This window comes from Pedobacter sp., from assembly GCF_045627485.1.
Taxonomy (GTDB): Bacteria; Bacteroidota; Bacteroidia; order Sphingobacteriales; family Sphingobacteriaceae; genus Pedobacter.
This window is the reverse complement of sequence record NZ_JAZQNU010000198.1, coordinates 15177-27661: the sequence shown is the minus strand read 5'-3', so window position 1 is coordinate 27661 and position 12485 is coordinate 15177. Positions and strand designations below refer to the sequence as shown.

At 42.7% G+C, this 12485-nt stretch carries 11 protein-coding genes and 1 pseudogene; 10 read left to right on the top strand and 2 right to left on the bottom strand.

The window, feature by feature from the left end:
* Positions 1-180: pseudogene (locus ACR2F3_RS15410) on the bottom strand (serine hydrolase); the annotation flags it as partial.
* A 32-nt stretch (positions 181-212) separates the two neighbouring features.
* Here ACR2F3_RS15410 and ACR2F3_RS15405 point away from each other — a divergent pair.
* Positions 213-2114 (top strand): TonB-dependent receptor plug domain-containing protein, encoded by a 1902-nt coding sequence (locus ACR2F3_RS15405; RefSeq protein WP_432710876.1) that lies wholly within the window; start codon positions 213-215, stop codon positions 2112-2114.
* 35 nt (positions 2115-2149) lie between these two features.
* Positions 2150-2737 carry a DUF6580 family putative transport protein gene (locus tag ACR2F3_RS15400; RefSeq protein ID WP_432710875.1) on the top strand — a complete coding sequence of 196 codons (588 nt, stop codon included), beginning with the start codon at positions 2150-2152 and terminating at the stop codon, positions 2735-2737.
* A 60-nt stretch (positions 2738-2797) separates the two neighbouring features.
* Here ACR2F3_RS15400 and ACR2F3_RS15395 read toward each other — a convergent pair whose 3' ends face one another.
* Positions 2798-3088 carry a hypothetical protein gene (locus ACR2F3_RS15395; protein WP_432710874.1) on the bottom strand — a complete coding sequence of 97 codons (291 nt, stop codon included), beginning with the start codon at positions 3086-3088 and terminating at the stop codon, positions 2798-2800.
* 179 nt (positions 3089-3267) lie between these two features.
* Between ACR2F3_RS15395 and ACR2F3_RS15390 the strand changes: the two genes are divergently transcribed.
* The 8 genes from ACR2F3_RS15390 to egtB all read left to right on the top strand — a co-directional run bounded on the left by ACR2F3_RS15390 (position 3268) and on the right by egtB (position 12484).
* On the top strand, positions 3268-4365 hold the full coding sequence (locus ACR2F3_RS15390) for an MBL fold metallo-hydrolase (protein ID WP_432710873.1): 1098 nt from the start codon (positions 3268-3270) through the stop codon (positions 4363-4365).
* A 100-nt stretch (positions 4366-4465) separates the two neighbouring features.
* The gene (locus ACR2F3_RS15385; RefSeq protein WP_432710872.1) at positions 4466-6700 is read left to right on the top strand and encodes a heavy metal translocating P-type ATPase; all 2235 of its coding nucleotides are present in this window, start codon (positions 4466-4468) and stop codon (positions 6698-6700) included.
* Positions 6701-6721: 21 nt separating this feature from the next.
* A complete protein-coding gene (locus ACR2F3_RS15380; RefSeq protein ID WP_432710871.1) occupies positions 6722-6928 on the top strand; it encodes a heavy-metal-associated domain-containing protein in 207 nt (68 codons plus the stop codon).
* Between the two features lie 4 nt (positions 6929-6932).
* Entirely contained in the window at positions 6933-7499 is a 567-nt protein-coding gene (locus tag ACR2F3_RS15375) for a helix-turn-helix domain-containing protein (protein WP_432710870.1), read from the top strand.
* 51 nt (positions 7500-7550) lie between these two features.
* Positions 7551-8936: a mercuric reductase gene (locus ACR2F3_RS15370; RefSeq protein WP_432710869.1), complete on the top strand. Its 1386-nt coding sequence runs from the start codon at positions 7551-7553 to the stop codon at positions 8934-8936.
* Positions 8929-9759 (top strand): ATP-binding cassette domain-containing protein, encoded by an 831-nt coding sequence (locus ACR2F3_RS15365; RefSeq protein WP_432710868.1) that lies wholly within the window; start codon positions 8929-8931, stop codon positions 9757-9759. Before ACR2F3_RS15370 ends, ACR2F3_RS15365 begins: the two co-directional genes overlap by 8 nt.
* Entirely contained in the window at positions 9760-11325 is a 1566-nt protein-coding gene (locus ACR2F3_RS15360) for an ABC transporter permease/substrate-binding protein (protein WP_432710867.1), read from the top strand.
* Between the two features lies 1 nt (position 11326).
* The gene (egtB, locus tag ACR2F3_RS15355) at positions 11327-12484 is read left to right on the top strand and encodes an ergothioneine biosynthesis protein EgtB (RefSeq protein WP_432710866.1); all 1158 of its coding nucleotides are present in this window, start codon (positions 11327-11329) and stop codon (positions 12482-12484) included.
* The last annotated feature ends 1 nt before the right edge of the window (position 12485 follow it).

Below are 12485 nucleotides of genomic sequence, written 5' to 3'. Positions count from 1 at the left end.
ATCGCGTTTAACCTGTGTATACAACACCTGTACCTGGTGTTTCTGCGGATGGTTAAGGATGGTGTAGTATTGTTCTGATTGTGCCTGCATGAGCTCCTCAAGCAGCAAGGTGTCGGTTTTTTGTGCCATGGCAGGGAGGCTTAGCATAACGAGTAACGCTGAAGCAATTTTAATCATCATTTATGCAATTTAGGTTGCGCTAAAGATAGTAAATGATCTACTTTTGCAGCGCAGAAGAAATGATGAAGATAAAAAAATACTTGATGTACATGTCGGGTGTAGCCTTGAGCCCGGTATTGCTATTAACCGGGGCCCATGCCCAGGAAGAAGTTAAACTGGACGAAGTGGTCATCTCTACCACAAAAAACGATCAGAAGCAATCGCAAACCGGTAAAGTGGTAACGATTATTGGTCCGGAGGTTTTATCCCGCAGTCACGGCCGGAATTTAACCGACCTGCTTAACGAGCAAGCGGGAATTGTAGTGAGTGGGGCCAGTGGAAACCTGGGGTTGAATAAAAGTGTATTTGTGAGGGGCGCATCAGGCGCTTATGCTGTGATATTAATTGACGGTGTGTTGGTGAGCAGTCCGGTTGGGAATGGATCTGCATTCGACCTGCGCATGTTTTCCATCGATCAGATTGACCATATCGAAATCCTGAAAGGGGGGCAGTCGACCATTTATGGGTCAGACGCCGTATCGGGGGTGATTAACATCATCACCAAAAAAGGTAAAAAAGCGGGTAACAGTGTTTATGGTGTTGGAAGTTATGGCAGTTATGAATCCTTTAAGGGAACGGTAGGTATGAGCAGCCAGGTAAAAGATTTTTCTTATAACATTGCCTATACCCAGGCTAAAACGGATGGGATATCGGAAGCCGCGTTACCGGCAGGGCAACAAACGCCTTTTGAAAAGGATGGAAACAAAACTGCGGCAGTTAATGCAAACTTTTCGCTGCAAGCTAGTAAACAACTGAGCATTAATCCATTTATCCGATATTCTTACGGCCATTATGATTTTGATGCCAATGCTTTCGAAGATCATCTGGAGAACAATTATAAACTTAAATACTTTAACGGGGGTGTGAATGCACAGTATGAACATGCTACCGGAAAGTTGACTTTAAATTACGGATATGAGAATGCCAGTACTGACCAACAAAGTCAGTATGGCTCAAGTATTTCGCAGGGTAGTACACAATTGATTGATTTTTATATCAACCAGGGAATTGGTCAGCATGTGAAGTTATTGGCAGGTTTAGACAACCGGTCCACTTCCTTCAGGCTAAATGCCGCTGTACCACCATCTACCAACTTATTCAGTACCTATGGTTCTGTGTTTTTGCACGACTTAGGCATGTTTAACCTGGAGGTGGGCGGCCGTTATAACAAACATAAACAATACGGTGAAAATTCGACTTATAACATCACACCCTCCATTCAGGTCCTGCGGTCTTTAAAGCTGTATGGAACCATCTCTACCGCTTTTAAAGCGCCAACGCTGGAGAACTTATTTGGAGAATTTGGGGCGAACCTGGATTTAAAACCTGAAACATCGCGGAATTATGAAGCAGGGGTAAACCTGAGTTTTGTAAACGATCAGTATACCTTACGCTTGGCAGGTTTTAAACGTGACCTGCGTGATGCGATTGTGTATGGAAACATTGGCTTTATTAATCAGGCAAGTCAGCAGGCGGAAGGTTTTGAACTGGAGCCGGCGGCAAAGTTTGGCAAGATTAGGGTAAACGGTTATTATGCTTACGTAGATGGCACGGAGTTCAATTACATTACCAACGAGGTGTCTGACTACCTGGTGCGCAAAGCTAAACACGTTTTCGGCTTAAACGCGGGCTTGCAGCTGACCGAAAAGCTATATGTAAGTTCTGCATTTAAATACAATGGAAAAAGAAAGGATGGTGATTTTAACGCCTATGCGGTGGTAGATCTGCCGGCTTACCAATTGCTGGATTTTTATACCGAATATGCCTTATTTGGGAGAAGGCTAAAGGTGTTTGCTGACCTTAAAAACATATTTAATGAGAAATATACCGAGTTTTATGGATATAGCAGCATGGGCTTTAACATGAATGCCGGGATTAGTTTTAATATTCGCTAAAGAATTGATATTTTTACACTTTAAAACTTACAAACATGTCCTTAGAAAAATCAACTGCCCGGAATTTAATCCTGGTATTCGTGATCATAGCCGCTGCTGCTACCCGTTTTATTAATTTCGGTAACTTTAGCTCTTGGTCTAATTTTACACCTATCGGCGCGATGGCACTATTTGGTGGTGCTTATTTTTCTGACAAGGTGAAAGCATATGCCATCCCTTTGCTTACTTTGTTTGTAACAGACATGATGGTGAACTATATTTATTTCCAAAAGATCGTCTTGTTTTATGAAGGTGCTTTCTGGGTTTATGCAAGTTTCATCCTGATGGTCTTTGTGGGTACTTTCCTAAAGAAAATCCATGTTGTGAATGTGTTGCTGGCTTCATTTGCAGCCGTGTTTATCCACTGGATTGTTTCTGATATTGGTGTGGTATTAATGGCGGGTTCGATCTACCCTAAAACCTTTGGTGGTTATTTAACGGCTTTAATGGCTGCTATTCCATTTGAACGTAACTTGCTGGCCGGTAACCTGATTTATGGTTTGCTGATGTTCGGTAGTTTCGAATGGGCAAAAGCGAAGTTCCCTGCTTTAAATTACTCAAACAATACGTTACAACATTCGTAAGTAACATAAAATATTGGCAGGCGGTTGTATCATATGAAGGTGGTACAACCGCTTTTTATTTTAACCAACACGTCTTTCTTCATCAATCTCCCTACCAATTTCTTCAGCCATGGCTCCGTTAAGTACAATTTCCAGGCGGTCATCCTCATCTACATGATGGTATAAAGGTAGCTCTCCGGCAATCACCTCATCATCTGGAACATGTGTCCATTGATTGGTTTGCGCTTCCTTTCTGATGGCGCCTAATATGCCGCCATAATAGATTACTTTGTAATAGCCTTCGTCGGTAGGTAGGATGGTAAGGGTTACTTCTTGTCCTTCGCGTTCAATTCTTATATTAAATGGTTCCATAGCTTCATAACTGTAATTCTAAATAAAATGTTTTAACGTGTTTTTGATATATTAATCGACAGTTCAACTTACCTTCGGGCAAATATTAGCCTTAAGGTTTTAGGCGATGGTCAGGCAAGGCTGATCTAAAATAATCAATGGAATTGATGAAACGAACTTTTAAAATACTGAAACGAACCATGATCATATTAATAAGTGTGCTGATAATATGTGTACTAGCTGTTTTTCTATATATGCGGCAGGAAAAATTTGGTAAAGCGCCGGGTGGCGCGCGCCTGGAAGTGATGAAACAATCGCCAAATTACAAAGACGGCAAATTTCAGAATGTTCATTTTACGCCGACCATAACCGAAGGGTACTCCATGGTAGAGATTACCTATGGTTTTATCTTTAAAAAATTTCCGAGACAAAAGCCAACGGTAAACCTTCCTTCTATCAAAACCGATTTGCATCAACTTTCCATTGACAGCAATGTGCTGGTTTGGTTTGGACATTCGTCTTATTTTATACAAGTTAATGGCAAGCGTTTCTTAATTGATCCTGTTTTTAGCGGTAATGCTTCGCCTATTCCAAATAGTAACAAATCGTTTACTGGTTCAGATATTTATACAGCTGCTGATATGCCTGACATTGATTACCTGTTGATTACACATGATCATTATGACCATTTGGATTATGAAACGATTATGGCGTTAAAGGGCAAGGTGAAAACCGTCATCACCGGACTGGGCGTTGGTTCTCATTTTGAACGTTGGGGTTTTGATCCCGGTATGATTTTGGAAAAAGACTGGAACGAAAGTATTAAAGCAGACCAGGGTATCACGATACATACCGCGCCTGCCAGGCATTTTTCGGGAAGAGGTTTCACCAGGAACAATACCTTGTGGTTATCTTTTATTTTGCAAACACCTGACTTTAAGATTTACCTTGGAGGTGATAGTGGTTACGATACACATTTTGCTGAAATTGGAAAAAAGTTTGGCGAGTTCGACCTGGCTATCCTCGACAATGGACAATACAACCTGGCCTGGCAAGCAATACATATGTTGCCCGAAGAAGGTTTGAAAGCTGCTGGGGAATTGAAAGCTAAACGATTATTTCCTGTTCATTCTTCTAAATTTGTATTGGCTCAACATCCATGGGATGAGCCGCTAATAAAAATTACTGAACTCAATAAAAAAATCGGTATTCCTTTAGTCACACCCATGATCGGGGAGCCAGTTAACTTAAATGACGAGAAACAGGCCTTTAAACAATGGTGGAAGGATATTGAATAACTAAGACCTTTCATACCTACAGAATTCTACAAAATTATAACCACAATATGTAAGCCTGCCGCTTTTAAACGTGATACCTTTGTATAATAATTTTAACACCATGGCTAAGAACGAACATATAGAAACTATTTCACTCCCCGTGTTGGGAATGACATGTGCCAGTTGTGCAAGCAGCGTTCAAAGCATGCTTGGTGCACAACCTGGAGTAAACCATGCTGAAGTTAATTATGCTACGCAAAGTGTGAAAGTTGCCTACCAGCCTGAACTTATACAACCAGAAACATTTCAGAAAGTATTGCAGGACATCGGTTATGATTTGATCCTTGACCAGGTGCATGGTAAGGAACAGCAGCAAGCCGTGCAGGAAGACCAGTACCAAGCCTTAAAGAAACGCTGCATTGCTGCAGCAATACTCACCCTTCCAGTGGTGATCATTGGCATGTTTTTGATGGACATACCTTATGCTAATCCGGTCATGATGGTGTTAACAGCGCCCGTGCTGTTTATATTTGGAAATTCCTTTTTTGTTAACGCCTGGAAACAGGCCAAACACGGCAAAGCCAATATGGATACCCTGGTGGCATTAAGTACTGGAATTGCCTTTTTATTTAGTGTGTTCAATACGTTTTATCCTGAATTCTGGCTGTCGCGAGGTTTACATCCCCATGTATACTTCGAAGCTGCTGCTGTAGTGATTGTATTCATTATGCTGGGTAAATTATTAGAGGAGAATGCTAAATCAAACACTTCAGGTGCCATTAAGAAACTAATTGGTTTACAGCCTAAAACCGTTCATCTGGTTCGTGATCAGGTAGAGCAGGATGTTGAAGTGGATACCGTTGTGGTAGGCGACTTACTGGCCATCCGTCCGGGAGAGAAAATCCCTGTCGACGGGGTAATTACAGAAGGGTATTCTTATATCGATGAAAGTATGATTACCGGTGAGCCAGTAGCGGTGAGGAAAGAAAAAGGGGCAACTGTATTTGCCGGAACACTGAACCAGAAAGGTAGTTTTAAATTTACGGCTAGTAAAGTAGGTAAAGATACGTTGTTGGCGCAGATCATCAAACTGGTGGAACAGGCGCAGGGCTCAAAAGCACCGGTACAGAAATTGGTGGATAAAGTGGCTGGTATTTTTGTGCCTGTTGTGCTGCTGATTTCACTCGTGACCCTGCTGATCTGGATAACTTTTGGCGGCGCGGACGGGTTTACACATGGTTTGATGGCCATGGTTACCGTGTTGGTGATTGCATGCCCTTGTGCTTTAGGATTGGCTACGCCAACGGCAATTATGGTTGGTATTGGTAAAGGCGCAGAAAACGGTATTTTAATTAAAGATGCTGAGGCGCTGGAATCTGGTTATCAGGTAAACGCCATGGTGGTGGATAAAACAGGAACCCTTACTGAGGGTAAACCAGAGGTAACCGACTTTATTTGGACGGAGGCTGCAGAAGGCAGGCAGCCAGAGTTGATTCAGGTGCTGTTTAGCTTGGAACAACGTTCTGAGCACCCTCTGGCAACAGCAGTTGTTAGACACCTGCAAAATGAAGTGGTTTCGGCCATCAACATCACCGACTTTGATAGTTTAACCGGAAGGGGTGTGAAAGCGAACTTCAAAGGTGAAACCTTTTATGCTGGTAGTCACCGGCTGTTAACTGAATTGGACCTTAGCCTATCCGATAGCCTGCATAAACAGGTGGAAGATTTGCAGGAACAGGCAGCAACGATCATATATTTTAGCACCAGCACAACGGTGTTAGCCGTGCTGGCTATTGCCGATAAGCTAAAGGAAGGGTCAAGGACTGCCATTAAGGCCTTACAGGATTTAGGGATAGTTGTTTATATGCTGACTGGCGATAATGAGCATACGGCGCGTGCTGTGGCCCTGAAAACAGGCATTACTCAGGTTCGGTCAGAAGTGCTGCCTGCCGACAAGGCTTTATTTATTGAGCAGCTGCAGGCGGAGGGTAAAGTGGTGGCCATGGTAGGAGATGGGATTAATGACAGCCAGGCCTTAGCACAAGCAGACCTCTCGGTAGCCATGGGGAAAGGGTCTGATATCGCGATCGATGTAGCTAAAATTACCCTAATCTCCTCTGACCTGCAACAAATTCCAAAGGCACTGCGATTGTCGAAATTAACAGTAAAAACCATACGCCAGAATTTATTCTGGGCGTTTATATACAATATCATTGGCATTCCACTGGCGGCAGGCTTATTGTACCCTTTTAATGGTTTCCTGTTAAATCCAATGATTGCCGGCGCAGCTATGGCCTTAAGTTCCGTATCGGTGGTGAGTAACAGCCTCCGTTTAAAATTTGCAAAACTTAATTGATAAACTTAACTTATTAAAATTATGGAAACATTAACATTTAAAACGAATATCAAATGTGGCGGTTGTGTAGCTACCGTGACTCCTTTTTTAAATGCCAAAAAAGAAATCAGCTCCTGGGAAGTGAATACCGATAGTCCGGATAAAACCTTAACTGTAGCAGGAGATGTTTCTGCTGAAGAGGTGATCAAGACACTAAACGAAGCTGGTTTCCAGGCAGAACAACGATAAAATCATGGAGCTCTACATCAAAAATATGGTTTGCGACCGGTGTATACTCATTGTGAGGCAGGAAGTTGAGAAGCTTGGTCTCCAGGTCGATGATATTGCCTTAGGTAAGGTAGTGCTCCAAACCAATCCAGATCCAGAAACGTTACAGCAGTTGGATGTTGCGCTTCAGGCCTTGGGTTTTGAACTAATCGACAAGCAAAAAAACCAACTGGTGGAATTGCTGAAGACAAAGGTGATTGAACGTGTTCATTACTCACCGCTGCACGCCTTAAATGAGAGTTTAGTTCAGTTGGTGGCAAAAGACCTGAATAAGGAATACGCCTACCTGAGCCGTTTATTTTCAGAGGTAGAAGGCCTAACAGTTGAAAAATATGTGATCCAGCAAAAGGTGGAGAAGGTGAAAGAGCTATTGGAATACGGTGAATTGAACCTGAATGAGATTGCCTTTAAAATGGGTTATAGCAGTAGTGCTCATTTGTCAACGCAATTTAAATCCGTAACAGGAATGTCACCCAGCCGCTATAAAGCAACCACTAAACACGAACGGCGAGCCCTTGATCGTGTCCGTTAATAATTTTTAAAGGAAAACACCACATTTTACGCTTTTCAGTGTTATATAAAAATGGAAGTGTACGATGCGATTGTAATAGGTGCTGGACAGGCGGGAATTCCCTTGTCCAAGAAATTAGCAGAAGCCGGTCGGAAAACGGCATTAATTGAAAAAAGAGTGGTAGGCGGTACCTGCATTAACGATGGGTGCACACCTACAAAAGCCATGGTTGCCTCCGCCCGGATGGCTTACCTGGCTGGCCGCAGTGATGATTTGGGTATCAACATCCCATCATACGTTGTTGATTTTCCAGCAATTATGGCCAGAAAACAAGCAATAGTTGAGCAGTTTAGAAATGGTGCGGAAAAAGGCATCCAAGAAACCGATAACTTAGAATTAATAGTCGGAAGAGCGGAATTTACGTCCGACCATGAAGTAACCGTATACGGGGAAAATGGCAAAACCCGCCAGCTTCGTGCCGCACATATTTTTATCAATACCGGAGGTACCACTAAAGTACCCAAAATTGAAGGACTAAAAGATGTAGATTATCTCACGTCCTCCAGTATTCTTCAATTAACAACACTACCCAAAAAATTATTAATTGTTGGCGGCGGCTATATCGGCCTGGAGTTTGGCCAGATGTTCCAGCGTTTCGGCAGCCAGGTTACCTTATTGGAGCAGGGCGACCGCTTGATGCCTAAGGAAGATTTGGACGTGTGTGAGGTGATGAGCGGTATTTTTAAGGATGACGGCATAGACGTATTGCTAAATACTAAAGCAGTCAAGTTTGAAAATTATGGGGAAGACCGTATTCGTGTAAGTGTTGAATCGCCAGAAGGTACAAAAAATATCACTTGCAGTCATGTGCTGATTGCCTCGGGCAGAAAACCTCAAACGGATAACCTTGGCCTCCAGAATACGGGTGTTATTTGTGATAAAAAAGGGTTTATAGAAGTTAATGACCGCTTAGAAACGGCCGCTAAAGACGTGTATGCCCTTGGTGATGTTAAAGGCGGGCCACAGTTTACACACATTTCGTATAACGATTATGTGGTGGTTACAGATAACCTTTTACAGGGCGGAAAACAAAGCATCAAAAATAGAATGGTGCCTTATTGCATGTTTACTGATCCTCAATTAGGCAGGATTGGCATTACTGAAGCCGAAGCACAAGAGCAGGGGCTTGACTATCTGGTGGCAAAAATTCCTATGAAACATATTGCCAGGGCCATAGAAACCTCTGAGACAAATGGTTTTATGAAAGCGGTAGTTGATAAAAAAACAAAACAGATTTTAGGGGCTACCATTATCGGAGCAGAAGGTGGTGAAGTCATGTCCATTCTTCAAATGGCTATGATGGGAGGCATCACCTACGAACAGATCCGGTACACCATATTTGCACATCCACTTTATGCAGAATCTTTGAATAACCTATTTATGGCCTTAGATGATTAAAGCAGTAAAATTAGTTAAAAAATATGGTGCTGCTGCAGCCGTAAACCAGGTGAGTTTTGAAGTGGCCACCGGAAAGAACATGGTTTTGCTTGGTCCAAGCGGATGTGGAAAAACAACCACGTTGCGCCTGATTAACCGACTGGTTACTCCCGAAAGTGGCACGATTACCATCAATGGCATCAATATTAACGACCATCCTGCCGAGGAACTGCGAAGAGGTATTGGTTATGTATTGCAACACCATGGTTTATTTCCGCATTATACAGTAGCAGAAAACGCAGCCATTGTTCCAAAACTGCTGAAATGGGAATCGCATAAAATTAAAAGTCGCATTGAGGAGTTGTTTAGCAAACTGAACCTGGATCAATCTTTAATCAACAAATACCCTGCTGCCCTTAGCGGGGGACAACAGCAACGTGTTGGTTTAGTTCGTGCCCTGATGGTCAATCCACCGGTATTGTTAATGGATGAACCGTTTGGTGCACTAGACAACCTGACGCGCTTAGCCATTAGAAAAGAATTCAGAGAACTGGACGAGCTCAGAAATAAAACCATAGTCATGGTGACCCATGACATACAGGAAGCTTTTGAGATGGGAGATGTAATTTGCCTAATGAATAAAGGGGAAGTGATGCAGCTGGGTGAACCAGCTAGCTTACTGCAACATCCGGCAAATGAGTTCGTAGCTCAATTCTTAAAGGAGCAACGTTTGTTACTTGCACTAAAATTTTTTAAATTGGGTGAACAATCAGCCTGGGAGGCGATGAATGGGATGGACGAGGTAGATTTGAAGGCACTATTGCGTAGCACAATTAAACCGTAAATGGAGGAGACACAAACTTTCTGGAGTTTCATTACGCAACAGCGTGATCAGTTGCTGAGTCAAACCTGGACACATTTAGGGCTTACCCTTATTTCATTAATCTTTGCCATTTTGATTGCTGTCCCTATCGGGGTGTGGATTGCCAATAAACAAAAATTTGCCGGTCCTGTACTTGGTGTAGCCGGTGTATTGCAAACGATCCCCAGTATTGCCCTTTTGGGTGTCATGATTCCATTCCTGGGTATTGGTCCAAAACCCGCTATTGTGGCCCTTTTCTTATATGCTTTGCTGCCGATTTTGCGAAATACTTATACCGGCATTACCGAGGTAGATCCTGTGGTAAAGGATGCTGCAAAAGGTATGGGCATGAGTGCTTACCAAATATTGATGAAAGTCGAATTGCCATTGGCTTTTCCGGTCATCATGGCAGGCATCAGAACGGCGACGGTGATTAATGTAGGCGTAGCTACCCTTGCTGCATATATTGCAGCGGGCGGGCTTGGCGAGTTTATTTTTGGTGGAATTGCACTGAATAATTCAAACATGATTCTTGCTGGTGCTATTCCGGCAGCTATGCTTGCCGTGATACTCGATTTTTCATTGGCTGCGGCACAAAAAATAAGTATCAAAAAAATAAACCTCTATTTACTTGTACCAATATTTCTGTTGTTGTTGCCGTCATTCTACTTATTGCCCAGCAACATTAATGGGCGTATGCTGGCGGGTTTTACGCCCGAATTTATGGGTAGGGATGATGGCTATCTGGGTTTAAGAAAGGTGTATGGTTTAAATATGGAAACATTGGTGATTAATGATGCCATGAAATATAAAGCTGCTAATGAAGGAAAACTAGATGTAATTGACGGATACAGTACCGATGGCCGCTTAAAGGCTTATGACTTAATTACCCTTGTTGACGACAAACATATTTTTCCACCTTATGATGCAGCTCCTGTGGTACGAAATGATATTCTAAAACGATACGCTGAACTGGAAGGTGTATTAAACAAACTTGCGGGTTTAATTGATGATGCGGCGATGACTAATATGAATTACCAGGTGGATAAACTGAAACACACCCCTGAACAGGTAGCTTCTGCGTATTTAAAGCAAGTGAAGTTGCTAAAATCACCAGGGAAGAGAAGTAAGGGAACAGTGCGAGTTGGTTCTAAAATATTTGGTGAGCAGTACATTTTGGCACAACTTTACAAGTTGTTGATTGAGGGGCACACTGATTTAAGGGTGGAAACAAGAACGGGCCTTGGGGGAACCAAGATCTGTTTTGATGCTTTATTGAATAACCAGATTGATATGTATCCTGAATACACAGGCACTGGTTTATTGGTAATCCTTAAGGCAAACCTACGACAGGTTCAAACAATCGACTCTGATGCCATGTTGGTATATGATTATGTAAAGAAAGAATTTAATAATAAGTACCAGCTAAAATGGCTGGAACCTATCGGATTTAATAATAGTTATGCATTGATGATGCGCCGGGAACAGGCACAAAGTTTGCGCATCAAGAGCATTACCGATTTAACCACTTATATAAAGTATAACTAACATGTATTTTTCGGAAACTTACGCAACCACCAGGGCACAAAGTGTGGATATCTGTTTAAACCTGGAGAGGGAAGATTACGTAGTACAGCCTGTAGTGGATGTTAGTCCGCCTAAGTGGCATCTTGGTCATACCACCTGGTTTTTTGAGACCTTTATTCTGAAACCTCATGCTCAAAATTACCAGGAATACAATGCTGATTTTAACTATGTTTTTAATAGTTATTATGAGACATTAGGAGCCAGGGTGATCAGAACTGACCGCGGTAATTTAAGTCGCCCAACGGTTGATGAGGTTTACCGCTACCGCGAGTATGTGGACCAGGCAATGGAAACTTTTCTGCGAAACGTGGAACCTGATGTCGGGTTGGCTGAAGTAATTACATTAGGATTAAACCACGAACAACAGCATCAGGAGTTACTTTGGTACGATATCAAATATATCCTGGGACATAATCCTTTGTTTCCGGCCTATCGCGAGAGTGGAATTGATGATCATCTTTTAGCACATTCGGGAGCCGAGGAATGGATTGATTTAAAAGAAGGTTTATATGAAGTAGGTTATGCAGGGGATGATTTTCACTTCGATAATGAACGTGGGAAACATAAGGTATACCTGCCTGCCTCACAAATTCGCTCTAGCCTGGTTACCAATGGGGAGTACCTGGAATTTGTTGATCAGGGTGGCTACCGTGACTTTAACTTCTGGCATTCTGAAGGATGGGATTGGGTTAAAACTAATCAGGTGAAAGCCCCTTTGTATTGGCACAATATTGATGGAAAATGGTATCAATATACCCTTTCGGGCCTTAAGGCTTTGCGATTGGAAGCACCGGTTTGTCATATTAGTTTTTACGAGGCTGCAGCATTTGCGCAGTGGAAAGGTGCGCGCTTGCCTACAGAATTTGAGTGGGAAGCGGCCTCCAGAATGCTTGAATGGGGCAAGCTTTGGGAGTGGACAGAAAGCGCATATCTCCCTTACCCGGGCTTCGCTAAAGTACCCGGAGCAATAGGCGAGTATAATGGTAAGTTTATGGTGAACCAAAAAGTATTACGTGGAGGGTCGGTAGCCACAGCACCTCAACATTCGAGGTGTACATACCGTAATTTTTTTCACCCTCATCTACGCTGGATGTTTAGTGGCATCAGACTAGCAAAATAAT

Excerpts from the sequence above, each read along its gene's own strand:
- ACR2F3_RS15405 (WP_432710876.1), top strand. The coding sequence starts at position 213 with ATGATCTACTTTTGCAGCGCAGAAGAAATGATGAAGATAAAAAAATAC.
- ACR2F3_RS15400 (WP_432710875.1), top strand. The coding sequence starts at position 2,150 with ATGTCCTTAGAAAAATCAACTGCCCGGAATTTAATCCTGGTATTCGTG.
- ACR2F3_RS15395 (WP_432710874.1), bottom strand. The coding sequence starts at position 3,088 with ATGGAACCATTTAATATAAGAATTGAACGCGAAGGACAAGAAGTAACC.
- ACR2F3_RS15390 (WP_432710873.1), top strand. The coding sequence starts at position 3,268 with ATGATCATATTAATAAGTGTGCTGATAATATGTGTACTAGCTGTTTTT.
- ACR2F3_RS15385 (WP_432710872.1), top strand. The coding sequence starts at position 4,466 with ATGGCTAAGAACGAACATATAGAAACTATTTCACTCCCCGTGTTGGGA.
- ACR2F3_RS15380 (WP_432710871.1), top strand. The coding sequence starts at position 6,722 with ATGGAAACATTAACATTTAAAACGAATATCAAATGTGGCGGTTGTGTA.
- ACR2F3_RS15375 (WP_432710870.1), top strand. The coding sequence starts at position 6,933 with ATGGAGCTCTACATCAAAAATATGGTTTGCGACCGGTGTATACTCATT.
- ACR2F3_RS15370 (WP_432710869.1), top strand. The coding sequence starts at position 7,551 with ATGGAAGTGTACGATGCGATTGTAATAGGTGCTGGACAGGCGGGAATT.
- ACR2F3_RS15365 (WP_432710868.1), top strand. The coding sequence starts at position 8,929 with ATGATTAAAGCAGTAAAATTAGTTAAAAAATATGGTGCTGCTGCAGCC.
- ACR2F3_RS15360 (WP_432710867.1), top strand. The coding sequence starts at position 9,760 with ATGGAGGAGACACAAACTTTCTGGAGTTTCATTACGCAACAGCGTGAT.
- egtB (WP_432710866.1), top strand. The coding sequence starts at position 11,327 with ATGTATTTTTCGGAAACTTACGCAACCACCAGGGCACAAAGTGTGGAT.